Source organism: Colwellia sp. MB02u-10, assembly GCF_014077185.1.
Classification (GTDB): Bacteria; Pseudomonadota; Gammaproteobacteria; order Enterobacterales; family Alteromonadaceae; genus Cognaticolwellia.
This window is the reverse complement of record NZ_JACGVK010000110.1, coordinates 1-26,528: the sequence shown is the minus strand read 5'-3', so window position 1 is coordinate 26,528 and position 26,528 is coordinate 1. Positions and strand designations below refer to the sequence as shown.

Annotated in this window: 25 protein-coding genes and 1 tRNA gene; 12 read left to right on the top strand and 14 right to left on the bottom strand. The window is 39.3% G+C overall.

The features are described 5' to 3' along the window. Positions 1–134: 134 nt before the first annotated feature. Entirely contained in the window at positions 135–1,169 is a 1,035-nt protein-coding gene (gene serB / locus H4J59_RS19645) for a phosphoserine phosphatase SerB (RefSeq protein ID WP_310733172.1), read from the bottom strand. 107 nt (positions 1,170–1,276) lie between these two features. On the opposite strand from serB, the gene H4J59_RS07195 reads away from it, so the two are divergent. Then, positions 1,277–1,879 carry an AhpA/YtjB family protein gene (locus H4J59_RS07195; protein WP_259369434.1) on the top strand — a complete coding sequence of 201 codons (603 nt, stop codon included), beginning with the start codon at positions 1,277–1,279 and terminating at the stop codon, positions 1,877–1,879. A 49-nt stretch (positions 1,880–1,928) separates the two neighbouring features. On the opposite strand, the gene H4J59_RS07190 is transcribed toward H4J59_RS07195, so the two are convergent. The 8 genes from H4J59_RS07190 to aceK form a co-directional block, all read right to left on the bottom strand. Beyond that, a complete protein-coding gene (locus H4J59_RS07190) occupies positions 1,929–2,738 on the bottom strand; it encodes a TatD family hydrolase (protein WP_259369429.1) in 810 nt (269 codons plus the stop codon). Positions 2,739–2,832: 94 nt separating this feature from the next. Next, a complete protein-coding gene (argS, locus tag H4J59_RS07185) occupies positions 2,833–4,572 on the bottom strand; it encodes an arginine--tRNA ligase (RefSeq protein WP_182238060.1) in 1,740 nt (579 codons plus the stop codon). Positions 4,573–4,701: 129 nt separating this feature from the next. Next, positions 4,702–6,282 (bottom strand): peptide chain release factor 3, encoded by a 1,581-nt coding sequence (prfC, locus tag H4J59_RS07180; RefSeq protein ID WP_182238059.1) that lies wholly within the window; start codon positions 6,280–6,282, stop codon positions 4,702–4,704. A gap of 495 nt (positions 6,283–6,777) precedes the next feature. After that, positions 6,778–7,635 (bottom strand): delta-class carbonic anhydrase, encoded by an 858-nt coding sequence (locus tag H4J59_RS07175; RefSeq protein WP_182238058.1) that lies wholly within the window; start codon positions 7,633–7,635, stop codon positions 6,778–6,780. Positions 7,636–8,058: 423 nt separating this feature from the next. After that, the gene (rimI, locus tag H4J59_RS07170) at positions 8,059–8,523 is read right to left on the bottom strand and encodes a ribosomal protein S18-alanine N-acetyltransferase (RefSeq protein WP_182238057.1); all 465 of its coding nucleotides are present in this window, start codon (positions 8,521–8,523) and stop codon (positions 8,059–8,061) included. After that, entirely contained in the window at positions 8,520–9,002 is a 483-nt protein-coding gene (locus tag H4J59_RS07165; protein ID WP_182238056.1) for a DNA polymerase III subunit psi, read from the bottom strand. The genes rimI and H4J59_RS07165 overlap by 4 nt, the downstream gene beginning before the upstream one ends. Positions 9,003–9,152: 150 nt before the next feature. Then, a tRNA-Trp gene (locus tag H4J59_RS07160) sits at positions 9,153–9,229 on the bottom strand. A gap of 212 nt (positions 9,230–9,441) precedes the next feature. Beyond that, positions 9,442–11,172 carry a bifunctional isocitrate dehydrogenase kinase/phosphatase gene (gene aceK, locus H4J59_RS07155; RefSeq protein WP_182238055.1) on the bottom strand — a complete coding sequence of 577 codons (1,731 nt, stop codon included), beginning with the start codon at positions 11,170–11,172 and terminating at the stop codon, positions 9,442–9,444. Positions 11,173–11,396: 224 nt separating this feature from the next. Here aceK and queA point away from each other — a divergent pair, with 224 nt between their 5' ends. The 5 genes from queA to secF all read left to right on the top strand — a co-directional run bounded on the left by queA (position 11,397) and on the right by secF (position 17,077). Beyond that, positions 11,397–12,449, top strand: coding sequence for a tRNA preQ1(34) S-adenosylmethionine ribosyltransferase-isomerase QueA (gene queA, locus H4J59_RS07150; RefSeq protein ID WP_182238054.1), 1,053 nt, complete (start codon positions 11,397–11,399; stop codon positions 12,447–12,449). Positions 12,450–12,561: 112 nt separating this feature from the next. After that, the gene (gene tgt / locus H4J59_RS07145; protein ID WP_182238111.1) at positions 12,562–13,704 is read left to right on the top strand and encodes a tRNA guanosine(34) transglycosylase Tgt; all 1,143 of its coding nucleotides are present in this window, start codon (positions 12,562–12,564) and stop codon (positions 13,702–13,704) included. Between the two features lie 56 nt (positions 13,705–13,760). Beyond that, on the top strand, positions 13,761–14,096 hold the full coding sequence (yajC, locus tag H4J59_RS07140) for a preprotein translocase subunit YajC (protein ID WP_182135644.1): 336 nt from the start codon (positions 13,761–13,763) through the stop codon (positions 14,094–14,096). Between the two features lie 173 nt (positions 14,097–14,269). Continuing rightward, positions 14,270–16,117 (top strand): protein translocase subunit SecD, encoded by a 1,848-nt coding sequence (secD, locus tag H4J59_RS07135; protein ID WP_182238052.1) that lies wholly within the window; start codon positions 14,270–14,272, stop codon positions 16,115–16,117. Between the two features lie 12 nt (positions 16,118–16,129). Further along, positions 16,130–17,077, top strand: coding sequence for a protein translocase subunit SecF (secF, locus tag H4J59_RS07130; RefSeq protein ID WP_182238050.1), 948 nt, complete (start codon positions 16,130–16,132; stop codon positions 17,075–17,077). 510 nt (positions 17,078–17,587) lie between these two features. Here the strand turns inward: secF and bfr (H4J59_RS07125) are convergent. From bfr (H4J59_RS07125) to H4J59_RS07115, 3 genes are all read right to left on the bottom strand, one after another. After that, positions 17,588–18,055: a bacterioferritin gene (bfr, locus tag H4J59_RS07125; protein WP_182135647.1), complete on the bottom strand. Its 468-nt coding sequence runs from the start codon at positions 18,053–18,055 to the stop codon at positions 17,588–17,590. A 35-nt stretch (positions 18,056–18,090) separates the two neighbouring features. Beyond that, positions 18,091–18,555 (bottom strand): bacterioferritin, encoded by a 465-nt coding sequence (gene bfr, locus H4J59_RS07120; protein ID WP_182238048.1) that lies wholly within the window; start codon positions 18,553–18,555, stop codon positions 18,091–18,093. Between the two features lie 155 nt (positions 18,556–18,710). Next, a complete protein-coding gene (locus tag H4J59_RS07115; protein WP_182238046.1) occupies positions 18,711–18,905 on the bottom strand; it encodes a bacterioferritin-associated ferredoxin in 195 nt (64 codons plus the stop codon). 267 nt (positions 18,906–19,172) lie between these two features. On the opposite strand from H4J59_RS07115, the gene H4J59_RS07110 reads away from it, so the two are divergent. The 3 genes from H4J59_RS07110 to arsJ all read left to right on the top strand — a co-directional run bounded on the left by H4J59_RS07110 (position 19,173) and on the right by arsJ (position 21,938). Further along, a complete protein-coding gene (locus H4J59_RS07110) occupies positions 19,173–19,523 on the top strand; it encodes a metalloregulator ArsR/SmtB family transcription factor (RefSeq protein WP_182238044.1) in 351 nt (116 codons plus the stop codon). 77 nt (positions 19,524–19,600) lie between these two features. After that, the gene (locus H4J59_RS07105; protein ID WP_182238043.1) at positions 19,601–20,650 is read left to right on the top strand and encodes an ArsJ-associated glyceraldehyde-3-phosphate dehydrogenase; all 1,050 of its coding nucleotides are present in this window, start codon (positions 19,601–19,603) and stop codon (positions 20,648–20,650) included. Between the two features lie 43 nt (positions 20,651–20,693). Beyond that, positions 20,694–21,938: an organoarsenical effux MFS transporter ArsJ gene (gene arsJ / locus H4J59_RS07100; protein ID WP_182238041.1), complete on the top strand. Its 1,245-nt coding sequence runs from the start codon at positions 20,694–20,696 to the stop codon at positions 21,936–21,938. A 28-nt stretch (positions 21,939–21,966) separates the two neighbouring features. On the opposite strand, the gene H4J59_RS07095 is transcribed toward arsJ, so the two are convergent. Further along, positions 21,967–22,614, bottom strand: coding sequence for a sulfotransferase (locus H4J59_RS07095; RefSeq protein ID WP_182238039.1), 648 nt, complete (start codon positions 22,612–22,614; stop codon positions 21,967–21,969). 144 nt (positions 22,615–22,758) lie between these two features. After that, positions 22,759–23,361 (bottom strand): carbonate dehydratase, encoded by a 603-nt coding sequence (gene can, locus H4J59_RS07090; RefSeq protein WP_182238037.1) that lies wholly within the window; start codon positions 23,359–23,361, stop codon positions 22,759–22,761. Between the two features lie 227 nt (positions 23,362–23,588). On the opposite strand from can, the gene ppiC reads away from it, so the two are divergent. The 3 genes from ppiC to H4J59_RS07075 all read left to right on the top strand — a co-directional run bounded on the left by ppiC (position 23,589) and on the right by H4J59_RS07075 (position 26,334). After that, a complete protein-coding gene (ppiC, locus tag H4J59_RS07085) occupies positions 23,589–23,867 on the top strand; it encodes a peptidylprolyl isomerase PpiC (protein WP_182135705.1) in 279 nt (92 codons plus the stop codon). Positions 23,868–24,222: 355 nt separating this feature from the next. After that, positions 24,223–25,125 carry a tyrosine-type recombinase/integrase gene (locus H4J59_RS07080; protein ID WP_182238035.1) on the top strand — a complete coding sequence of 301 codons (903 nt, stop codon included), beginning with the start codon at positions 24,223–24,225 and terminating at the stop codon, positions 25,123–25,125. Between the two features lie 9 nt (positions 25,126–25,134). Next, entirely contained in the window at positions 25,135–26,334 is a 1,200-nt protein-coding gene (locus H4J59_RS07075) for an IS91 family transposase (RefSeq protein WP_182238033.1), read from the top strand. Positions 26,335–26,528 lie beyond the last annotated feature (194 nt).

Genomic DNA, 26,528 nt, shown 5'->3' with positions numbered 1-26,528 from the left:
ATTAGCTTTTTCATTTTAACCATTAACCATTAACCATTAACCATGAGCAGATAATTAATCAACTTGCTGTGACATATTAACGTTGAAAATTTTGGGGCAAGTTAGCTAAGGGCTAACTAACTGCCCCTGAAGGTCTACTTAAGCCAATGCAGTAAACAATCTAGGCCTGAGGTGGTAATACAAGCATCAGCTTGCGCTAGCACTAAAGGCTTAGCGTGAAAGGCAACACCTAAGTGTGCTGCGGCCATCATGACTAAGTCGTTGGCACCGTCGCCCATAGCAACTGTTTGTGTCGGCGCAATATTAAATTCATCTTTCAGCTGTACTAAGCAATTTGCTTTTGCTTTTGCGTCAATAACTTCACCTAGCACTTTTCCGGTTAAAAGGTTATTTTTTATTTCTAAAACGTTAGCCACAGCAGCGTCAAGAGATAGCATTTGTTTTAAGTGGTCAGCAAAATAGGTAAAGCCACCTGAGGCAATAGCAACGCGCCAGTGATGTTTTTTTAGTTCGCTAACTAAGGTTTCTAAGCCTTCCATTAACGGTATGTTACTGGCGACTTGTGCCAAAATGTTTTCAGGCGCATGCTCAAGTTTAGCAACACGTTGATGTAAACTCTGGCTGAAATCTAGTTCTCCTAACATGGCCAGTTCAGTTACTGCTGCTACTTCTTCACCAACACCCGCCAGTGCTGCTATTTCATCGATACATTCAATTTTTATGGTGGTTGAGTCCATATCCATGACCAATAAGCCAGGTATTGAAAGTGTTGGTGCATTCAGTAATAACGCCGATTCAATTTGTTCACTAATATTAAAGCTAGCGAGGCGATCTCGTGCCTGTTTAATATCTTTTACTTTTACGCCAAATCGATAGCTTGTGGCGTTATTACGTTGATTAATTTTATGCAGACAGTGCAGCGTTAATTCACACTCGCTCAGCAAATTGACTAAGGTCAGAATTTTAAGATCACCAAAAACAATAAGCTCTAGGGTTTCTGATGAATTTGTTGGGGTTGATAAGTTGTTATTATCAAATAAAACAAAGGCTTGTTGTGCTTTTTCAAAAGTAATGGCGATATTGTTTGAACTTGCGTCAACCGGTAGCCATTGTGTTAAATTTAAGTGCTGGATATTGTCTAAAGAAACTGATTTTTTTTGGGTTGTCACGATACTGCCTTATATGAAAAACACGATTTAAAATAACTGTCCTAGTATAAAAAGTTGAAATATGGTTCTATAATGCAGTTACAGAAATATAGGAAGCAATTCGTTTGATGAAGCAAATAGAACAGCCTTTATACCCTAAATTATCACCAATTTATAATAAAATATTACAATTAGCGCTCGCTATTTTATTGTTGGTATTTTTGATGGATTTTTGGGTGACCAGTCGTGATAATCAGCAACTAGAGATCCAAGCTCATGCCAAGAAAATGGGCAAGCTTTATTTAGCACAAGCAGCAACAAGCACATTGCCTTATTTGGCGCAAAACCCTAGCCAGTTACAGCAATATACCGACAACTTAGTGCAGCAGCCGTTAGTAAAGAGTGTGCATATTTATGGTATTACTGGACAAAACATCGCCAGTTCAGAGCAAGCAGAATCTATTAATGATCTTTTTGGTCTTAGTCTGCGAAAAATCAATCAAACTGATGATGTTATCCCTTTCGTGCAGGAACTGCGCACAGATAAATTGCACGGCTATATTCGACTCTCACTCTATCGCTCAATATTAGCCGATGAACTGATTAAAAATAGCCGTGATCAATACGATATTATGCGTTTGTTGATGATGGTGGCAGGTGTTATTGGCTTTCTCTTAACCCGTGGTTTAAATCGTTTCAGCCGTCAAGGTTTCAGGCCACCTAGCCGTTAGTGTAAAGCATTTTTTAACACTGTTTTAACTATTTTTTATTATGTTTTACCTAGCTTTTAGCGAAAGCTAAAACAGTGTTTATATTCGACTCCAATGCATGGGCAAGTTCACTCGCTGATTCAGAGCGTATGCCCACCAGTGCTTGAAATACTTTGATCAGCTGTAAGGGCGAATTATCTTGGCCTTGAAAACCATATAATGGCATTGACGGTGCGTCTGTTTCTAACACTAAGCTTGCTAGGGGTAGTCGCTTTATGGCTTTAATGGTTTTTTCCGCGCGTGGATAGGTAATTGTGCCGCCGATACCCAGCTTAAAACCTAAATCAATATACTGACATGCTTGCTGGTAACTACCTGAAAAAGCGTGGATAATTCCACCTTTAGTGAGGTTTTTTTGTCGTAGCATAGCGACAATATGCTGATGCGATTTGCGATGATGAACAATAATGGGTAACTGGTAGGATTTTGCTAAGGTCAGTTGTTGTTCAAAAATTTGAATTTGCTGCGCTAAATTATTTTCTGCTTGAGCAATAACGCCATCAATACCCGCCTCACCGATAGCCACAATGTCATTGCGATGGCTTTTAACTAAGTGTTCTAAAACAGTCAGACTATCAGCACTTAAGTCCTTCAGAAACCAAGGGTGAATACCTAAACACGGATGCAATGTTAGTGTTTCACTACTGTGATTTTTTGCTAGTGTGAGTGTCTTATGCCAGTTTTTAGGGCCAATGCTAGGTATAACGATATGGTGAATATTCGCTTGCTGGCATTGCTTAAGTAAGTCGGGTAAATCGGCAGAAAAAGCGTCAAAATCAAGATGACAATGGCTGTCGGTAAAGCTTAGCATGTCTGTCATTTGCTCCCCCCACTTTACGTTAATTAACCATTTTCGAAGTGTTAATTCACTTTTTTAATGAGCGAATCAACACTACCTAGTATGGCTATTTTATTTACATGCGTTCCATTACGTCAATGCCTAAAATATCTAAACCTTGTTTAAGCGTATTGGCAATTATGTAGCTTAGTGCCAGTCGCGATTGCTGTACATCACTGGCTATATCATCTTTTAATATTGGGCAGGCTTCGTAAAAACTCATATAAAGACTGGCCAGTTCATACAAATAATTACACAGCAAGTTTGGTGTACATTCGCTAATAACTGAGTCGATAACATTTTCTAGCTGCAATAACTTTAGTGCTAAGGCTTTTTCTTGTGGTTCAACAATAGCAATGGCGGGTAAGTTATTATTGGCTGAAAAGTCTGCTTTAGTAAAAATACTTTGAATACGTGAATAAGCATACTGTAAGTAGGGCGCGGTAGCACCTTCAAAACTCAGCATGGTTTTCCAGTTGAAAATATAATCACTGGTACGGTTTTTTGATAAATCAGCAAACTTGACCGCGCCAATACCCACTTTTTTGGCAATTTCAGTTAAATGTGCTTCGCTGTAATCAGGGTTCTTTTCAGCAATAACGGCTTTGGCTCTAATAACGGCTTCATCAAGTAATTCAGCGAGTTTTATTGTGCCACCAGTACGGGTTTTAAAAGGCTTACCGTCGTCTCCCATCATCATACCAAATGGGCAATGATCATAACTGACATGCTCGGGTAAGAAACCGGCTTTACGCGCGACAATTTCAACTTGCTTAAAGTGTAAAGCTTGACGAGCGTCAGTAAAAATAATAATACGATCAGCTTTTAACTGACCACTGCGGTAGCGACAAGCTGAAAGGTCGGTGGTGGCATATAAGTAACCGCCGCCAGACTTTTGTACGATAAATACTGAGGGATCACCATCTTTGTTGGCCATTTCATTGATAAAAACAACTTTAGCGCCTTGATCTTCTACCGCTATTTTTTGTGCCATGAGTTCATCAATAACGTTTGATAAATCATCGTTATATGCACTTTCACCCATAATATCTTTGCGAGCTAAGGTCACGTTGAGTTTTTGATAAATTTCTTCGCTATGGCTAATTGAAATATCAATAAACTGTTGCCAAAGTTTTGCACAATGGCCATCGCCACTTTGCAGTTTTACGACGTAATCACGAGCACGATCAGCAAAGCCGTCTTCGTTATCAAAACGCACTTTCGCTTCACGATAAAAGTTTTCTAGATCTGACAGGGCAGTTTCTGCTACTTCATCAGCCGCCAACTTATCGCTTAAATGGGCTAATAACATACCAAACTGTGTACCCCAATCACCCATGTGATTTTGGCGGATAACATGTTCACCACGAAACTCAAGCGCGCGCACAACGGCATCACCAATAATGGTTGAGCGTAAATGCCCTACGTGCATTTCTTTTGCCAGGTTAGGAGCAGAGTAATCAACGACAACATTTTGAGGCTTTATTGCTTGTATTACGCCTAAATTTTTGTCATTTGATATTTCATTTAATTGCTTTGCTAACCAGCTTTTGTCTAAATGAATATTAATAAAGCCAGGGCCGGCTAATTCAACTTTTTCAGCGATACCGGTTAAGTCCAGAGCAGCAACTACTTTAGTGGCCAGTTCACGTGGATTGGTTTTTAATTTTTTAGCCGCACCCATGACACCATTAGCTTGGTAGTCACCAAAATTTGCTCGGTTAGATAAACTTATCGCAGGGTTTGTACCTTCTGGTAAACCTGCCGCTGTCATAGCAAGCTTAACTTTTTCATTCAGGATGTTGCTAATATTCATTTAAATTAACTCTTCTTCGATTAAAGGCTCAAGTGAGCGGCAATAACTTGAGTGAATAAGCGTGATGCTTTTCATTACGCTTATGGATAAATTATGGGCTATCAATGGTTTTCAATTACAAGACACTTATTAATGCTCACGTGTTTTTTGAAATTCAATATCTGGGTGGCGCTCTTGCGCTAGACTTAAGTTAACCATAGTCGGGGCGATATAGGTTAAATTATTGCCACCATCAAGTGCTAGGTTATCATAAGCTTTCTTTTGAAATTTCTCTAAAGTGCGCTCGTTATCACATGTACACCAGCGTGCAGTCGCTACGCTGATCGGTTCATAAATAGCGTCAACTTTGTATTCAGTTTTTAAGCGTTGTACGACAACTTCAAACTGCAATACACCTACCGCACCAACGATCATATCGTTAGAGTTGAAAGGTCTAAATACTTGTACTGCACCTTCTTCTGATAATTGAATCAGGCCTTTTTGTAATTGTTTTGCTTTGAGTGGATCGCGTAAACGAATACGACGGAACATTTCTGGCGCAAAATTTGGAATACCACTAAATTTCATATCTTCACCTGCGGTAAAGGTATCGCCAATTTGAATACTACCGTGGTTATGTAAGCCAATAATATCGCCGGCATAAGCTTGCTCGACATTAGAGCGATCACCCGCCATAAAAGTTACAGCATCAGCAATTCTAACGTCTTTGCCGATGCGTACTTGTTTCATCTTCATGCCTTTTTCGTACTTGCCTGAACAAATGCGCATAAAGGCAATGCGATCACGATGTTTAGGATCCATGTTGGCTTGGATTTTAAAGACAAAGCCAGAAAATTTCTCTTCTTCAGCTCTAACAATTCGGGTGTCAGTTGCGCGCGATAATGGCTTGGGAGCCCAGCGAGTTAGGCCGTTTAGCATATGGTCAACACCAAAGTTGCCCAATGCGGTACCAAAATATACCGGTGTTAATTCGCCTTTTAAAAATTCTTCATGATTAAATTCATGAGAAGCACCAACAACCAGCGCCAATTCTTCACGTAAGTCTTCAGCGTAATTACCAATAACGGCATCTAGCTCTGGGTTATCTATGCCTTTAATGACACGTTTTTCTTGAATAGTATGACCTTGACCTGTCTGATATAAAAATATCTCATCAGTCAAAATATTATAGACACCTTTAAACTCTTTACCCATGCCAATTGGCCAAGTAATAGGGGCACATTTTATTTTTAGTATGTCTTCAACTTCATCCATGACTTCCATTGGATCTCGCACATCGCGGTCCATTTTATTCATAAAGGTAATGATAGGGGTGTCGCGTAAACGGGTAACTTCCATCAGTTTAATGGTACGAGCTTCAACACCTTTAGCGACGTCAATCACCATTAAGCAAGAGTCGACTGCGGTCAGTGTTCGATAAGTATCTTCTGAGAAGTCTTCATGGCCGGGGGTATCGAGTAAATTGACTAAACAATTATTATACGGAAATTGCATTACAGAAGTAGTAATTGAAATACCACGTTCTTTTTCCATTTCCATCCAGTCAGATTTTGCATGTTGTCCCGATTTTTTACCTTTCACGGTACCTGCTTTTTGTATAGCTTGACCAAAAAGTAAGACCTTTTCAGTGATAGTCGTTTTACCTGCATCAGGGTGACTAATAATAGCGAAGGTGCGTCTAAGGTCGACTTCTTGCTGTTGTACAGACATGCAAATTACCTGTTTTTAAAGTGGATGAAAAAAATTTAACTTAAATTTTAAAGCGCAACATTATAGCGAAAACAAGTGCGAAGGGCAGTAACAATATCTTGTATTGTCACTTTATTTTCTATTTTTGCCCTAATAGGCAATGGTTCTTGCTAGCCAGGTCATTTCTTTAATTGTGCTAAGGCAAATTTTAACTATTGATGTGCGCTTAATTAATGATGGGTTAGCCTTTTTATCTGATGAATATCTAATAAACAGTTAAGAAAGTATAAGTATGATCAGCCTTTGAGTGTTTTATAACTGGTGATGTCATCTTGCTCAATAAGCTTATGTTATTTAAAGTTTTTGTCTGTTCAGTGCAGTAGATGTTTGATTTATATTAAGTAAAGGAAGGCGTTGTATTGTCGGTCAATTAGAACCGCCTAAGGTAAAAATCAAACCCTATGGTTTGCTTTTTTATTTTTGTGTTACTGAGTTATTGATATTATTAACATCTGACTACTTGATCGGTGAAAGTAGTTCATGATTAATGATTAGGTTTCTGACCCCATGGGCATGATCTTCGTTAAACTCATTGCTTTTACACCACTGAGCTATCGTATCAATATTGACTTTAGCCACTTCAGGTCGAACACTCCAAGTGACCTGAAAAGGTGAAGCTACTTCATTATAACCAGGGCCAGTGGTTGAGCCACTATATACCACGGGTTTACCGGTATTGTTGGGCAGGTTTAGTGCTTGATACTGTTGGTTTTGTTCGCCAACTAAGGTTAACTGACTAAAGTTCAAGGCGTTATCATCGTTAACCAGGACATAGACTTGAGTTTCCACTCGTAGTTGGGGGTTTTTAATCGACTCACTTAAACAAGCACCTAAGGTCGCTCCAGGTTTTATCTGCGCAGATGAATGAACGTAATGCACCTCAATGGTATCGCCAGATTGTAAGCCGCCATGTTTACTAGGACAAACATTTTTAGATACTGGTTGTAGTTGCTGTGCAGTTAACTTGCCTGAATATAGATAGCCGCTTTGATATCCTTGACCATCACCATTACCGGCATATTGGGTAAATTGTCCACCGGCATGCTCAGCATTTTTGTGAAAATGAATGTTGCATAAGTTCATGGTTTCGTAGGCGGGTGCTTTGCCAAAATCAATAGTGTTTGTGCCCATAACAGCATCTATATCTCTAGGCGATTGTGGGCCAAAACCTTTATTTTTTGTGTTGTGAGCAAGTGCTGCTCTTTGCTGGCTAACAAGGTCGTCGCTAACCGTGTTTAAGTGCGTTGAATTTGCTTGCACAGTAAGTGATAAAGCCAGTGGCATAATGGCTAGCAAGTAATTTATTTTAATCATTAGAACTCCAAAATTAGCATTAATCTAGTCATCGCACATTATTATGTTTTAGACAAGGTGTTGAATAATCGATTTTAAAATGATGAGAAATAAAAGGTGAAATATAATTGTAATGACTGAAGATAATATAGCAAGCAGTAATGGTTTAGTTAATGGCTATAAATTTAGTGATAATCATAAGCTGTTAAGGGCGGTGTAATGCTGCTCAGACTGCTAGAGATAGGTTAAGCAGTAATTGCTCAGCTTAACCAGACAAGTTTGGCCAGACAGAATTTGTCTGACACTATTTTCCAGACACTATGGCTTGATAATAAAGTTAGTATTATCCAAAGTGTGAGGAGAAAAATGGTAAAGGTTTTACTGTGCGTTATTATGGAAAAATTACACAGACTTTTACTTCACCTAACTTTATTTTAGCTTATTTTATTTTAGTTTTTTTGACATCACTATAGCGTCTTCATAACCAAAGCCGGTATTACTTGGGTAATAGCCAGTTCTGCGTGATATTTCAATAAAGCCCTGATTAATATAAAGCATTTGTGCGCTAATATTTTTTGCCCGTACTTCGAGGAAGATACTCTCGGTAGCGAGTGTTTTACAGTGTGCGAAAAACTGTAACAACAGAGCTTTACCGTAACCTTTACCTTGTTGCTCTGGGCTAACACAAATATCCATTAATGTTGCTTCACCCAATATGAATTCGCCAACATAAAAACCGACAATACGATTATCTATGGTTAAATAATCACCAAAATATCGCCCACTGATACAACTTCTAAAGGTTTTTTCACTCCACGGGTGTGGGTGGCAGGCAAGTTCAATCACCATAAGCTGTTCAACTATATCCTGATGCACAGGCGTAAAGGTAGTGTTAATTATTTTCTTCATGTTGAGCTCAAAGATCCTATTGATTGCCACAATGATTTTTTTAATTCTGGCGAGTTGGCGAGCGTGGTTAAATCGGGTGTACTTAAGCAGTTATGCTGAAATTCAATGCGTTCATTTTCCGTGAATTGCCAATTAATAATACCTAAATCGATTTTATTATGGCTGATGGATAAATCGGCGCTATTCGTACCTAAACAACGAATAATATCTTTAAATAGTGGTTGTTTAAGTAACGACTTTAGATCGACAGCAATACAGTCACTTTGTGCTGTTTGTACTATTTTCTTAGCTGTATCCGAACTTGATTTTGATAATGCGGGTGAGGTAACTACTGTGTTTGAGTCGCTATTTGTAGCGTTATTTTGAGCAGTCTCAGTAGCATTAGCCGACAATAAGTTATGGCTGGATAATTCTCGCCTTTGCCAAACGGTAATGCCCATGGCTTGTAATAATTCAAATTGTCTTTTATTAATGCTCATATCATTTTAGCTACAGTTAGAAATCACAGTTATCATGACAGAGTTTTTAAATAGGAAGAACTAGAATTTTTTATAAATACAATTTGGTGAGTTAATTAACTAAGTGAGTAAGTGAGTAATAATTAACACAAGCTAACATCAGAAAGGAATTGGCAGGGGTGGAGAGATTCGAACTCCCAACCGTCGGTTTTGGAGACCGCTGTTCTACCAATTGGAACTACACCCCTGCAACAGATTCGAATTATACTGATGCCGAGCTAAAGGTAAAGCGTAAATTTAAAAAAAATGACTGTTCGGCTAAATAAACAGCAGATGTGCGGGTTTTTATTCATTTTTATTAGTTTTTGTTGGTTTTATAGTCGTTCACTTCAAGGTACTGCTTGAAGTGGAACAGCGATATAGCCAGACAACTAAAGTTGTTTGGCTATATCGGGTGGTTTTATTTACTTTGCCAATGACAAAAGCGTGATGCTTCAGGATACGGGTAAACATCGGCAAAAACGCCTTTAGCCACACTCGCTTGGCAGTCTTGCCAATATTGAGCTTGCAGTAAATTAGCATGATGACCTAAAAATGCTTGTCGATAACGGGTATTGGCTAAAGCAAAAGTGGCTATTTCTTCTGGAAATACATCACCAGGGTCAACAGAGTACCATGGCTCTGCAGCGTAAATTTGCTCTTCTGTGACGGCTTCTGGCTTAACGCGAAAATTAACCTCATTCATATAGGTAATTTCATCGTAGTCATAAAAAATTACCCTACCATGGCGTGTGACACCAAAATTTTTCAACAACATATCGCCTGGAAATATATTGGCGGCAATTAGCTGTTTAATCGCTTCGCCGTAGCCAGACATAGCATGGTCTACTTGGGCATCATTGGCTGTTGCTAAGTACAAATTCAGTGGCGTCATTTTACGTTCGATATACATATGTTTAATGATCACTAAATCATCTTCATACCTTAACAACGAAGGGGCAACGGCATTGAGTTCTTCAAGTAGCTCGGCTGAGAAGCGCTGTTTTGGAAAGGCCACTTCGGAATATTCCATCGTATCAGCCATTCGTCCAACTCGATCATGCAATTTAACTAAACGATATTTGCCTTTAACATCTTCCCGAGTCATATTTTTACTGGGGGAAAATTTGTCTTTAATAATTTTAAAAACATAGGGATATGATGGCAGCATAAATACTGACATCACCATACCTTTGATACCCGGCGCGAGTACAAGTTTGTCATCACTGTTATCAAGGTGGTTTAAAAAGTCACGATAAAACTGGGTTTTTCCCTGTTTGTGAAAACCGATGGCAGAATATAAATCCGCGCTAGTTTTATGGGGAGTTAAACGATTAAGAAAAACAATTAATGCGTGTGGGTGCTGGCAATCGACAAAGAAATAAGCACGAGCAAAACCAAAAACCACCGCCATATCTTCACCTTCGGTGATCAAAGCGTCAATAAACAAACCTTCTTTTTCAGTGTTTAATAGCGAAATAATAAAGGGTGTTTCACCACCTGGGGAAATTACCCGGCCAATAATGTAAGCGCCTTTATTACGGTAGAAAACAGAATCTAAAATATCGAATTGTAAATCTGATAGCTGATAGAGCGTTTTATCTGCGTGTTGACGAAATTTTGCTATTAGAATATTGATATCTTTTTTCAAGTGCGTAAATGGCACTGAAAAATTTTGGCTATTCATAATGTGGTTGATGGTTTTAAACAATCCTTGTTCGGCAGGAAAGTAACTGGTGAATATTTTTGGTGTTGGTAAAGTATCTAAGCGTGTGGCGGTTGATTGCACGAAAATATAGGCATTATGATAATATTCACGCTCAAAAAGATGGCAAAAAATTGAATTATAAAAACTCTCAGCTAACTCTGGTTGAGGGTGTTTACTGAGTAAGTCTATATAGCAAATTTTAACATATTGCCAAAGCTCATCACTTAGCTCAGTGACCAGAAAATCTTGTTTAATAGTGGTGAGTGTTTCTTCTATACGTTGATCATAAAAGTCAGTACGGGCTTTAGCGGCTAATTGTATGTCATGCCAACGTTGTTGCTCAAAACGTTGTTTTGCCGTTTTTGTTATTTCACTGTAAAGATAAATATGTCGCTCAAAACCGTTGATAATAGTTTTTGCGATAGCGAAAGCAAGATTTTTCATGTGCTTACCTGACTAAGTTATTTTATTTCAGCATACGTCAAAATGAAGGTTTTAGGTGATTAATTTTAAACTATAGTCGCTATTTATGCTCGTGATAGCACTGAGGTACTTTAGATGATATTGCTGTTATAACCTATGCTGAGTTTTACAAGTTAATACTTGCTATTCGTGACGTGCAGCACTAAAATTACGCGTTTTTTAACCTTTAAACTAGTTTATTTACCATGCGTGTTGCTGATTTTTCATTTGATTTACCCGAAGAGCTTATCGCTCGATACCCAAAAGCCAACCGTTCAGCCAGCCGTTTAATGACCTTAAATGGTAATAGTGGCGTGCTTAATGATGAAAGGTTTACTGACCTTGTTGCCCATGTTAAAGCGGGAGACTTGTTAGTTTTTAACAATACGCGGGTGATTCCAGCGCGCATGTTTGGTCAAAAAGCCAGTGGTGGTAAATTAGAGGTTTTAGTTGAACGTTTACTCGATGAACATCGGGTGTTAGCACACATTCGCTGCAGTAAATCGCCAAAGCCGGGTAGTGAAATACTATTAGAAGGTAAAGTTAAAGCCACTATGGTAGCAAGACATGACGCCTTGTTTGAGCTTAAATTTCATGGTGAGCAATCAGTGTTGTCCATATTAGATGACGTTGGCCATATGCCGCTACCGCCTTATATCGATCGACCTGATGAAGACAGCGATCGCGAGCGCTATCAAACAGTTTATAATGAAAAACCCGGTGCGGTAGCCGCGCCAACAGCCGGTTTGCATTTTGACGATGCACTCATGGCCGTATTGAAAGCCAAAGGTGTAGATTTTGCTTTTGTGACTTTACATGTTGGTGCAGGCACCTTTCAACCCGTAAAGGTTGAGGAAATCGCTGACCATATTATGCATGCTGAATATGTTGAAGTGCCCGCGAGTGTTGTCACTCAAATTGAGCAAACTAAGGCCAATGGCGGTAAAGTTATTGCGGTGGGCACCACGTCAGTTCGTTCGCTAGAAAGTGCCGCTAAAGTGGCTAAAGAACAAGGTAAAGCCTTTAGTGAATTTTATGGTGATACCGATATTTTTATTACCCCAGGTTATGAATTTCAAATTGTTGATAGTTTAATTACTAATTTTCACTTATCGGAATCAACCTTACTGATGTTAGTTAGTGCCTTTGCCGGTTACGACAATATTATCGCGGCTTATCAACATGCGGTTGCACAGCAATATCGCTTTTTCAGTTATGGTGATGCCATGCTGTTAACGAAAAAAGATCACAATACTTAATCGTAAAAAATACAAGTTGGCTAGGTTATAGCCACTTAAACGTAAAAGCAGCTAGCCTGTTTCGCTAGTGGGCGAAGGATGAAATATGACAAATAAAACAGAAAAAAACGCTATGCAGTACGAGTTACTCACCACAGACGGTAAAGCTCGACGTGGTCGTTTAACCTTTGACCGTGGCACAATAGAAACCCCAGCGTTTATGCCAGTGGGTACTTACGGCACAGTAAAAGGCATGAAAGCTGAAGAAGTAGCAGAAACAGGTGCCGAAATTATTTTAGGCAATACCTTTCACTTGATGTTACGCCCAGGTACTGAAATTATCGAACAACACGGTGGCTTACATGGCTTTATGAATTGGGATAAGCCCATTCTAACCGATTCAGGCGGCTTCCAAGTATTTAGCTTAGGTAAAATGCGTAAAATCACCGAAGAAGGGGTTAAATTTAGCTCGCCCGTTAACGGTGAAAAAATTATGCTAACACCTGAACGCTCGATGGAAGTTCAGCGCAGTTTAGGCGCTGACATCGTGATGATATTTGATGAATGTACCCCTTATCCCGCGAGTCATGAAGAATCAAAAGTGTCAATGGAGCTTTCATTGCGTTGGGCGCAGCGTTCAAAAGATGCCCATGAAGGTAACCTCAATGCTTTATTTGGTATTGTACAAGGCGGCATGTATGAAGACCTACGTGAAGTCTCTGTTAATGGCTTAACCAGTATTGGTTTTGATGGCTATGCTATTGGCGGCTTATCAGTTGGTGAACCCAAAGAAGATATGATTCGAATATTAGATCATACCGCGCCCTTGATACCAGAAAATAAACCCCGATATCTTATGGGAGTTGGTAAACCTGAAGACTTAGTTGAAGGTGTGCGCCGTGGAATTGACATGTTCGATTGTGTGATGCCAACGCGTAATGCCCGTAACGGACATTTATTTGTTACTAACGGGGTTATTAAAATTAGAAATGCTCGTCACAAAACGGATACTGGCCCATTAGATCCTGAATGTGATTGTTATACTTGTAAAAATTATTCGCGTGCTTATTTACATCATTTAGACAAATGTAATGAAATTTTAGGCTCGCAATTAAATACCATGCATAATTTACGTTTTTATCAACGTGTAATGCAAGGATTGCGTGACGCGATAGAGCAAGGCAAACTAGATACGTTTGTTGCCGAGTTTTATGCGCTACGTGATTTACCTGTTCCGCCATTAGCTAGTTCATTAGCGGACAATGAAACAGCATAAGCAGCTGTAATTTCGCCATTTTATAAAATTAATCAGAAAAATAAAAAGAGGTATTTATGAGTTTATTTATTAGTCAAGCCCACGCTGCTGCAGGTCCCGCTCAGGGGGCTGATGGTATGTCAATGTTAATTATGCTAGCTGTATTTGGTTTAGTATTTTATTTTATGATCTATCGTCCACAAGCTAAACGTGTGAAAGAGCATAAAAGTTTGATGTCTGAATTATCAAAAGGTGACGAAGTACTAACACAAGGCGGCATTGTTGGTAAAATTGCTAAAGTTTCAGATGAAAAAGATTTTATCGTCGTAAGCATCGCCGAAGGTACTGAAGTTACAGTACAAAAAAGTGCAATTAATGCTGTATTACCTAAAGGTACAATGAAGTCTCTATAATGAGATCTTGTTGGCTTTTTTCGCTATAGCGGTTTTGAAGGTGTGCATTGATAGTGATCAATTGCACGCCTTACATAGCTTGTGCAATAGTGATAACAAAAATTATAACAAACTTTCGTGCGATAACTTAGCTTAGTATTAGCGCGCGATTCAAAAGAAAATAGGGTGATATTGTGTTAAACAAATATCCATTATGGAAGACATTGATGGTGCTATTTATAGTAGCTGTTGGTGCTTTGTATGCGACTCCTAACCTTTATGGTGAAGATCCCGCAGTACAAATTTCTGGCTTGCGCGGTATTGAAACAAACGCAGCAACGTTAGACGTAGTTAAGTCACACTTAGATGAAAAGAAAATCTCCTACTTAAGTCTTGTGATGGAAAACGGTCAAATATTGGCGCGTTTCAATGACACAGAACAACAATTACGTGCGCGTGATCTACTTGATGACAATATTGGTGATGAGTATTCAGTTGCCTTAAACTTAACACCTGCAACACCCGCGTGGTTAGCAAGCGTTGGCGGCACGCCAATGAAGTTAGGTTTAGATTTAAGTGGTGGTGTTAGCTTCCTAATGGAAGTAAACATGCAGGAAGCGATTGTTAAGGTACAAAAAAGTTTAGTTGATGATTTTCGCACGGGTTTACGTGGCGAAAAAATTCGTTATCGCTCAGTTAAACAAGTTAATGATGCCATTAATATTCAATTTCGTAATGCGGAAGACTTAGCAAGTGCAGAGTCATATCTAGAAAAACAAAACCGTGATGTAGTATTTTTTAGTGATGAGGATAGCTTAACCTTATCCGCCAAAATGACTGATCAAAAATTAAAAGAAACCCGTGAATATGCATTGCAACAAAACATTACCATTATTCGTAACCGTGTTAATGAGCTAGGTGTTGCTGAGCCGCTAGTACAACGTCAAGGTCAAAAGCACATTGTTATTGAATTACCGGGCGTGCAAGATACAGCGAAAGCAAAAGAAATTTTAAGTGCAACTGCGACGATTGAATTTCGTTTAGTTGATACTGAAGGTGATTTAGGTGCAGCGCTTAATGGTCGTGTTCCAGGTAGCTCAGAGTTATTAAAAGAACGTAATGGCCAGCCGGTATTGTTGAAAAAACGTGTGATGCTTACGGGTGATCATATTGTTGATGCGGGTTCAAGTTTTGATGAATATAGCCGCCCACAAGTTAATATTACCTTAGATTCTGCTGGCGGTAATAAAATGTCAAACAGCACTAAAAGCAATATTGGTAAGCCAATGGCGACGGTATTTATTGAATTCAAACCAACCGACCGTGTTGATGCTGAAGGTAATACTATCTTCGAGAAAGTTGAAGAAGTGATCAGTGTTGCTACTATCCAAGCACGCTTAGGTAAAACTTTTAGAATTACGGGTGCAGGTAGCCAATCTGAAGCACATAACTTAGCCTTACTGCTTCGAGCGGGTGCTTTGGTTGCGCCGATTCAAATTGTAGAAGAACGTACTGTTGGTCCAACATTAGGTGCTGAAAACGTAAGACTGGGTTTCCAAGCCATTATGATGGGCTTTGGTTTAGTCTTCATCTTTATGCTGATTTACTACCGTGCCTTTGGTGTGGTGGCAAACGTAGCGTTAGGGGCGAACTTAATCTTAATTATTGGCATTATGTCGTTGATCCCAGGTGCAACACTATCGTTACCAGGTATGGCCGGTATCGTGTTAACTGTCGGTATGGCGGTTGATGCTAACGTACTTATTTTTGAGCGTATTCGTGAAGAAATTCGTGAAGGTAAATCAATTCAGCAGTCAATCCATCAGGGTTATGACGCGGCCTTTTCAACTATCATTGATGCCAATATTACCACGTTAATTGCTGCCTTGATTTTATTTGCCATCGGCACAGGACCCGTTAAAGGTTTTGCGATCACGTTATCAATCGGTATTATCACTTCGATGTTTACCGCAGTTATTGGTACTCGTACTATCGTTAACGCTGTTTGGGGTGGTAAACGTCTCGATAAACTTTCTATATAGGGCTTCAATTATATGCAAATTTTACAATTAAAAGAAACTGTTGCCTTTATGCGCTACCGCAAGGTGGCCTTGGTATTCAGCATTGTACTCATGCTAGCCTCGGTTGTTTCATTGGCGACAAATAAGCTTAACTTTGGTTTAGACTTTACGGGTGGTACTTTAATCGAAATTGGTTTCGATGAATCGGCTGATTTGACAAAAGTTCGCGCTATTATGGACTCAAACGGTTTTGATGATGCTGTAGTTCAGTTATATGGTTCAAGCCGTGATGTGGTGATTCGTTTAGCACCACGTGAAGATGTTAAAGCAGAAATGCTAGGTAACCAAGTACTTGATATTTTACAAGCAGGTACTGGGCAAACTATTGATATGCGTCGCATTGAGTTTGTCGGGGCGAGTGTTGGCGATGATTTAGCAGAGCAGGGCGGTTTAGCTATGTTAACTGCGCTGATCTGTATTTTAGTCTATGTTGCCTTTCGTTTTGAATGGCGTTTTGCCTTAGGCTCAGTTATCGCGTTATTTCATGATGTATTGTTAACGTTAGGCTTGTTCTCTGTTTTACAGTTACAGTTTGATTTAACGGTACTTGCAGCGGTACTGGCGGTAATAGGTTACTCACTCAACGATACCATAGTGGTCTCGGATCGTATCCGAGAAAACTTTAGAAAAGTGCGTTCTGGTACGCCTGAAGATGTGATCAACATTTCTTTAACACAAACTTTATCACGGACCGTTATTACTTCAATTACCACTTTGTTAGTACTTGCTGCTTTGTTTTTTAAAGGTGGAGCGCTAATACATGGTTTTGCGACAGCATTACTATTAGGGGTTTTTGTCGGTACTTACTCATCAGTTTATGTAGCTAGCTCGGTTGCGTTGGCATTAGGTATTTCGAAAGAAGACTTAATCCCTGAAGTGATTGAAAAAGAAGGTGCGGATCAAGAAGAAATGAGACCGTAAAACGTCCTTAGCACTTATGATTAGATTTAATTAAGGCTCGCATTATGCGGGCCTTTTTTTGATCGGCACTTTATCACTCATGGCTTGATTTACTTGCTGAGCTATTTTATGCGAAGAGACATTGACCAAGGTAAGGGGTATTTTAATCACGTTTTATGCTAATGATTAAATAAGCCATTGATTGCTTATCTAAACCTAGATGAGTGCTGACAAAGTTACAAAGGGTGATTGCTTTTTATTCAGTGAAGATATGGCGTTGGCGCATTAAAAAAGCCAGCGAGTAAACTCACTGGCTTTTTATCTATAGAATGGCGGTCAGGATGTAGGCACTGCTATGATCACGCTGCCGCTCTTAAGTATTAACCATCCATAGCGCTGTAGAGCATTAATACAGCTCTATAATTGCCCCTAATAACTTACCTGCATGTAAGCACATGCACGTCGGTGTGAAAGTGTGACAATATTAAGGCTACCTATAGACTATTTTAGTGACTATATTGGCTATATTGGTTATAACTGCGATTGAATATAGTTTTGTAAACCGATAGTTTTAATGAGACCTAATTGTTGTTCCAACCAGAAGGCATGATCAACTTCAGTATCGTCTAATAATTTTTCTAGAATCTCACGTGTTACGTAATCTTTTTCCTGTTCACACAGCGCAATAGCGGCTCTAAGCGCTTTTGCATCGGCATATTCCACATCTAAATCACTTTGCAGCATTTCAGGTACCGTCTTGCCAATATTTAAGCCTTGGCGCGTATGCATATCAGGTATACCTTCTAAGAATAAAATACGCTGAATGAGCATTGAGGCATGTAATTTTTCATCGTCAAATTCGTGATCGATACGTTCAAATAACTTATTCATGCCCCAGTCTTCATACATCCGAGAATGAATGAAATATTGGTCCATTGCGGCTAGTTCATAGGAGAGTAGGCCGTTTAATGCTGCAATAACTTGCGTATTACCTTTCATTTTATTTTCCTTCTAAATGGTCTAGCTGAAGCTGTTTATAGCTGTGCCTGAATAAATTTTTCAATACCCATAGCGTTAATTTGGTATTGCTGAGTTTCCAGCCAATCTAAATGTTCTTCTTCGTCATTGAGTATAGTGTCTAACATTTCACGACTGACATAATCTTGTTGTTGTTCACAAATAGTAATGGCGTTACGCACTACCGCAATTTGTGCAGTTTGAAAACCAAGATCACAACGGATCATTTCTTCGGTATGTTCACCGATAGCCAGTGGTGCTAATTGTTGTAAGTTAGGTAGGCCTTCAAGAAATAATATCCGCTCAATAACCTTATCAGCTTGCTTCATATCGAGAATTGATTTTTTATAGCACTTGCTATTTAAGGCATTAATACCCCAATTTTTGTACATGCGAGCGTGTAGAAAATATTGATTAATCGATGTTAGTTCACTGGTGAGTACTTTATTAAGTATGGCGAGTACTGAGGTGTTACCTTTCATTAGCATCTCAAATTTAAGTTAATTAAATATTGACTGCAATTATAGAAAGAAAGTAGATGAATGAAAAGGATAGATGAAAAAAATATTTAAAAACAATGGTTTGAGAATGTTAATCGTTATCAATTGCAGTCAGGTTATTAACGTAAGCGGGCTCTTTAGCCGACTTCTTTAAATAAGCTTTCATTGATAATAGTGTTATTAATAATACTTTGAGCAACTTTAACGCAAGTACCACACTGTGAACCTAACGGTAAGTGTTGTTTTAGTTCACGGATAGACCCGACACCGGATTCAGTGACTAATTGTTTAATCTGATGATCTGTAATGCCCTTGCAAATACAAACAAACATGTAAAATTCTCTGGTGATTGATAACACGATTGATAATAGTTCTTATTTAGTTTCGTTTCAACAATTAATTTGTGCTTTTTATTAGTACACTGATAAACCTAATAATTTAAATTATTAAAGTGTGATCGGCATTTTAATACCCAGATTCGTTAAGCCACTTTTATTTTAATATAATTACTTTATAATAAAATTATTATATAACTATTTCGTTATTAAGTGGCTTAGGTTATTATCACCTAAACTGAGCATTAACCAGAAGAGCAGCAAATGAATCCAACTGAGTTTTATAAAAATTTGGCTGATGATATACGGCTTAAAAGTATATTGCTGATTGCCGAAGAAGGTGAGCTTTGTGTTTGCGAACTTATGGCGGCACTTGCTGAGTCTAGTCAGCCAAAAATATCCCGACATTTGGCGGTATTAAAAAGCTCGGGCTTATTATTAACACGTAAACAAAAACAGTGGGTTTTTTATAGCATTAATCCTGATGTAGCCACATGGGCACAACAGGTTATCAGTTTAACCTTAAAAGAAAATATCAACTTTATTACTCCACATTTGCAAGCGTTACATCTTATGGGCGCTAGGCCTGAACGCATTGCAACTTGTTGTGAGTAAGCGACACCAAGCTTAAAATAGCCAGATCACTTAGCGGGCTAAGTGATTATAAAATAAATTTTGACAGGAAAATCATCATGACAATTAAAATGGGTATTAACGGTTTCGGCCGTATTGGACGTTTATCGATGCGGGTGGCCTATGGCTGGGATGATGTTGAAATTATTAAAATTAACGATCCTGCTGGTAACGCAGAAACCTTAGCACATTTACTTAATTTTGATTCAATACACGGTATTTGGCAACATCAGGCGCAGCATAAAGCTGAAAATATAGTGATTAACAACCATGAAATTACCTGTAGCCAAAATAGCACTATTGCAGACACGGATTGGTCAGGTTGTGACGTGGTTATTGAAGCAACGGGTGTGATGAAATCTACAGCATTACTGCAAGCTTATTTAGACCAAGGGGTGAAACGTGTGGTCGTTACTGCGCCAGTGAAAGAAGACGGCGTATTGAATATTGTTATGGGCGTTAATGATGACCAATACGACAGCGACAAGCACTCGATAGTCACTGCAGCCTCTTGCACCACTAACTGTCTTGCCCCAGTGGTAAAAGTGATTCACGAAAATATTGGCATTAAACATGGTTCAATGACCACTATTCATAATATCACCAATACACAAACTATCTTGGATGCACCGCATAAAGATTTACGTCGCGCTCGTGCTTGTGGCATGAGCTTAATTCCAACCACTACCGGCTCAGCAACGGCTATTACTCATATTTTCCCCGAACTTAAAGGTAAGCTGAATGGCCATGCGGTAAGAGTGCCACTGGCTAATGCGTCAATCACCGATTGTGTTTTTGAGCTAGAACGAGCCACAACAGAACAAGAAGTGAATGATTATTTACAAGCGGCGGCGAATGGCGAGCTAAAAGATATTTTAGGTTTTGAACAGCGGCCACTGGTTTCAATTGATTATAAAACCGATCCACGCTCGTGCATAATCGATGCACCCTCAACTATGGTGGTTAATGGCACACAAGTTAAACTTTATGTTTGGTATGACAACGAATGGGGCTATGCAAATCGTACAGCGGAAATCGCTCGTATGGTGGGTCGCTCTGATCTGAACTCTAACCTGAACTCTGATCTGAATTCTGATCTGAATAGTTAGACATAAAACTCACCAAGCTAAAAGCTAAAGTAGATTTGTATAAATGAAAGCACTCAGTGGCCTATCAGTTCAGGTAAAACAGTATTTAATGATCACCGGTAATTATTGGGCATTTACGCTAACCGACGGTGCGCTGCGGATGTTAGTTGTGCTGTATTTTTATCAGCTCGGTTATAGCCCGTTAAATATTGCCTTGCTGTTTTTGTTTTACGAATTTTTTGGCGTAATCACCAATTTAGTCGGGGGCTGGTTGGGCGCTCGTATCGGGCTAAACAAAACCATGAATATTGGTTTGGCCTTACAAATAATCGCTTTGGTTATGCTACTGGTGCCGAGTGGTTTTCTTACTGTGGCCTATGTCATGGTGGCGCAAGCTTTGTCTGGTATCGCTAAAGACCTTAATAAAATGAGCGCAAAAAGTGCCATTAAACTTTTAGTACCAGCAGGACAGAGCGGTAAACTGTATCAATGGGTGGCACTATTAACGGGCTCTAAAAACACCTTAAAAGGTATCGGGTTTTTTCTCGGTGGCGTGTTGTTAACTTGGTTAGGTTTTACCGGCGCCATTGCACTGATGGCGTGCATGTTAACGATTGTGTGGTTGTTTAGTCTGTTTAAGTTACAAGCAGACTTAGGTAAAGCTAAATACCAACCTAAATTTAAAGAGATACTATCAAAAAGCCGAGCGATTAATTTGCTTTCAGCCGCGAGATTATTTTTATTTGCCGCGCGTGATGTGTGGTTTGTTGTCGCTTTACCTGTTTTTTTAGCCACCGAATTCGCTTGGTCACATAGTGGGGTCAGTGGCTTTATTGCTGGTTGGATCGTACTTTATGGTCTGATGCAAACGCTAGCGCCAAAATTAACTAAAAAACCTGCCAATAAAGCACCCACAGGTAGAGATGCCGCGATATGGGGGGCTATATTGGTTGTGGTTCCTACAGCAATGGCGCTTGCCTTACAGAGCGAATTTTCAGCTAAATGGGTGGTTATTATTGGCTTAATGGTGTTCGCGGTTTTATTTGCCATTAATTCGTCACTACATAGTTTTTTGATTGTTGATATGGCGGGTAAAGACGGTGTGTCGCTTGATGTAGGTTTTTATTATATGGCTAATGCCTGTGGCCGATTGTTAGGTACTGTCCTTTCAGGCTGGATATTTCAGCTTTACGGCTTAGTGGCCTGTCTATATATATCAGCAGTATTTATTGCTTTCGCTGTGCTATTTGCCAGCTTAATTAATCCCGCTAGTAGTGATTTGACCAAGCAATCAAGCAACAGCGCTTAATTAGGCGAGATACACTTGATGATGGTGTTTAGGTTAAATAGGGCAGTTTAGTTACTCTACCTTTATTGGTAGAGCTAACCTTTAAGGTGTTTTTTATATCTTTCCAAGCGGTGATCTTACCGCCGACATTAAGTTTTTCAAAACCTAAGCTAGCGGCTTTATAATCATTAATATCGACAGTTAACGCTAAAAAGCTCAGTAACTGTTTATAGCTCTGACTGTCGCTAATATCTATTGATAAAAAGTCATCTTCCCGGTCTTGAAAATACTGATAAACCTGACTTTGATGTTGTTGGTAGCATAGTGCTAAAAACTCAAAATCATTGATGTTATCTAGATTATAGGGCGTAAATATTGTTTGATAACAGCGTTTAATTATCGGGTTAAAGCCACCATCGTCGCGAATAAGGTTGGTATGCATACGGGTGAGTAACTTCTGGATGGAAGGTAGCCATCTATCCATAGCACGCCCTAAGTAGATAAACTTAGCGTTGGGGTAAGCTTTATCTAAATATTGATAATCACAAAATATCGGCGTGTCGGCGATCACTTGCGCTTCAGTGAATGAGCTATCGGTATACGCGGTATGTGCGACATGAAAACCTAGCTCAAGCATAGCAGCGCAAATACTGGTAGTACCGGTTCTAGGTAAGCCAATAATAAATATTTTGTTCATAATATTTTCGATGTTGGTGCTGAAAATTCACTATTGTACAAGGTGAGTGCACCATTGTATAAGCCGAGGGAAATAAAAACTAAGTCTTTTTAGTGTCTTATGACCCGTTAACAATATTTGCTATAGGGCTAGTTTTAAGCACCATTATTTATTGTAATCAACCGAGACTTTTAAGTCTTTTAAAATACCGTCATGCAAATTATAAACAAAGCCATGTACGGTAACATCTTGCTTTATATCCCAAGCTTTTTTTAAGATAGTTGTGTTACAAACGTTGGCAACTTGTTCTATCACATTTAATTCGCAGAGCAATTTTAGTCGTTCAGTTTTATTTTCAACGGCATCTAAACGCGCTTTATGAAAGCGATAAACATCTTTAATATGATGTAACCAATTATCAATTAACCCATGGCTTTGATTGTCTAGAGAAGCAATAACGCCGCCACAGCCATAATGTCCACAAACAATGATGTGTTTTATTTTTAAAACATCAACCGCGAACTGAATCACAGAAAGGCAATTTAGGTCAGTATGGATCACTTGATTAGCAATATTACGGTGCACAAACACTTCACCCGGTTGCATACCCAGTAATTCATTAGCCGGTACGCGAGAGTCTGAGCAACCTATCCATAAATATTCAGGGTTCTGTTGTTCTGATAAATGCTTGAAAAAATTAGGATCTTCTTGTTTTATCTTGTCAGACCATTGCTGATTATTGTCAAATAAATGCTGTATTGAACTCATGGGGGGAACAACTAAGGAAAATATACCGTGATTTTAAGTTGTTACGCTAACAAGTAAAGAAAAAACTGGTCTTATATCTAAGGCTATTCGCCTAGCTATGGATAAAGTGATGAATTTTGCTCAAGATGATTCAGCGTTAACTAATTACAGCGTTAATTAAAAGTATTTACTTTGCCTTGACCATAATTAGTTATAATAACGCTATTAACCCTAAATTGGAGAATAATGTGGCTGCTGCATGTGCCCGTCATATTTTAGTTAAAAGCGAAAAGCTTGCGCAAGAATTAAAGGCTAAAATCGCCAAAGGGGCTGACTTTGGACAGTTAGCCAAGAAAAACTCAACTTGCCCATCAGGTAAGAAGGGTGGAGATTTAGGCGAGTTTAAGCCAGGCCAAATGGTAAAAGCCTTTGATGACGTGGTTTTTAAAAAAGCGATATTAACGGTACATGGTCCAATTAAAACCAAATTTGGTTATCACCTTATTCAAACTATTTATAGAAACTAATCATAGAGAAAAACTAAGTCCTCGTAAGTCCTAGTAAGGCGGAGTACTTTTAAAGCGCAGTAGTTATACAGCTCAGTAGTTATCCATCTCAATAGCTATAAAGATTGAAGGGTTATCCACTTAGCCCGATCAACCACTACACTTTGTGGTTCCTTTCTTTTGTCATTTAGGTCTTTGGTGCGCTAAACGGAAGTTAGCTACTGGTTAATCCTAACGTCCGCTTCAAGCTCAAAGAACTAAACCGCTTCCGCGGTAATAGCGTTCTTTTCAAGTCTCGTATCACCTGCTAACTCCTGTATTCTTTTCTACTCTTAGTATTGAGGTATTCCGCCTCAATTTGCTAGGAGTATTTACTATGAAGATTTCAACATATTTCCCCCCAGTCCTTCGTCAACGCATGAATGATGATATGAGTTTACGTAAACTTGCCGTAAAAACTCAAATTTCTTACATCCGAGCTATTAATCGCTTATCTGAATATTTGCAACACTCACCTGAAAACACTACGCGTAAAGAATTACGTGAATTTCAGTTGTTTTTGGTGAATGATGGAACCACGGGAACAACTATTAATGGCATCATTACTGGTTTGCGATTCTTATATCAAATAACGTTAGATAAACCTCAACTCGTGTATAAATTAAGCTCCATACCTGTAGCTCGTAATTTACCTATCGTATTGAACCTCTTAGAAATTAAGCGCTTTCTTGCTGCGGCTCCACACCCAAAATATCATGCCGCATTTTCTGTAGCCTATGGTGCAGGGCTTCGGGTTAGCGAAGTGGTATCACTGAAAGTCAGCGATATAGATAAAGAACGTATGGCACTTCATGTTGTGCAAGGTAAAGGGGGACGAGACAGATATGCAAAGCTATCCCCAGCCTTACTTGATCATTTACGACATTGGTGGGTATTTGCCAATAAGCATGGACAAATGCATCGTGAAGGTTGGTTGTTTCCAGGGCTTGATCCCATTAATCATATGTCCGCTCGTCAATTAAGCCGAATATGTGTAGAAACGGCTAAACTGGCAGGGATAACAAAGCAAGTTTCGATGCATACTTTACGTCATAGCTTTGCTACGCACTTACTCGAAGCTCATGTTGATATTCGCATCATTCAAGTGTTACTTGGGCACGCTCGATTAAGCACTACCGCTTTGTATGCGCAAGTCGCTACTAACTTATTACGCGAAGTTATCAGTCCACTCGATGCCTTAGAAAACAAGGGTAAGACAAAAGATAAGGACAAGTCGTGAGTATTCACCATGACTCGTCCTCAATTAGAAATAGCCGATATACTTCGTCATCATGGACAGCAATGGCGTGACACTCATCAAGGGCATGTAAGCTTAAATCAATTGAAAGTCATGTCAGCGATTGAACACTGTCGAACTCAAGTGTTAGGTGGACATTTATTACGTTGCCAAGCATGTGAGCACACTCACATATCTTACAATTCCTGCCGTAATCGTCATTGTCCAAAGTGCCAAGCAAGCTCGGCAAAAAGGTGGCTTGAAGCTCGACAAGCACAACTGTTGCCTGTGGATTACTATCACTTGGTGTTCACCTTACCCAAAGAAGTTGCCAACTTAGCGTATTACAACAAGTCGGTGATGTATGGTTTATTGCTCAAAGTAGCGGCAGAAACATTACTGACGATTGGCGCTGATGTAAAACGTCTAGGGGCTAAACTGGGTGTGACATTTGTGCTGCATACATGGGGCTCTACAATGACTCATCACCCGCATGTACATGGTATTGTACCTGGTGGTGGATTATCTGCTGATGGTGAGCATTGGGTATCGTGCAAATCAGGATTCTTTCTTCCTGTTCGAGTGCTATCAAGATTGTTTAGACGTTTGTACCTTGAAAAGTTATATCAAGCACATCAGCAACATTCTCTGTTGTTTTTTGGCAATGATGAACCGCTTGAAGATAAGGCGTCATTTGCTAAATGGCTTACGCCATTACGCAAAAAAGAATGGGTTGTTTATGCCAAGCGTCCCTTTGCTGGCCCTAAAGCGGTATTGAGCTATTTGTCGCGTTATACCCACCGAGTTGCTATATCAAATAGTCGTTTGGTTAAATGTGATAGCAATGAGGTGACGTTTCGCTGCAAGCATTATCGCGCTAAAGTGTCTAAACGATATCGTACCATGACGTTAAGCAATAATGAGTTTATCCGCAGATTTTTGCTACATACTTTACCGTTAGGTTTTCATCGTATTCGTCACTATGGCTTGACTGCTAACACGGGCTGTAAAAAGAACTTGAAGAAGGCTCGCAAATTACTCAATGTAGTTGAAGTGATCCCCGAAACTAAGGACTTAGTTGGAGAGAAACCTATTAAGCAAGCGCAAGCGCCTGTTTTTGTCTGCCCTGAATGTGGCGGGCCGATGGTTATCAAAGAAATCTTGAACAGTCAGCTCAAACCTCGTGCACCACCGATGAAGCTTGTGAATTAATAGCGGTAACAAGGTATTGAAATTATCGAACATTCGATAAGGGGTCACTTTGTCTAAAACACTGTAATCGGACCCTGTAACAGATTTTGTGTAACTGCCAGGTTTAAATAACATCTTTCAAACGGTCTTCAAATTCAATCATAAAACGATTCAAGGCCGTTTTCCAATTTCTTATCGGCATCGTCCACTTTTTA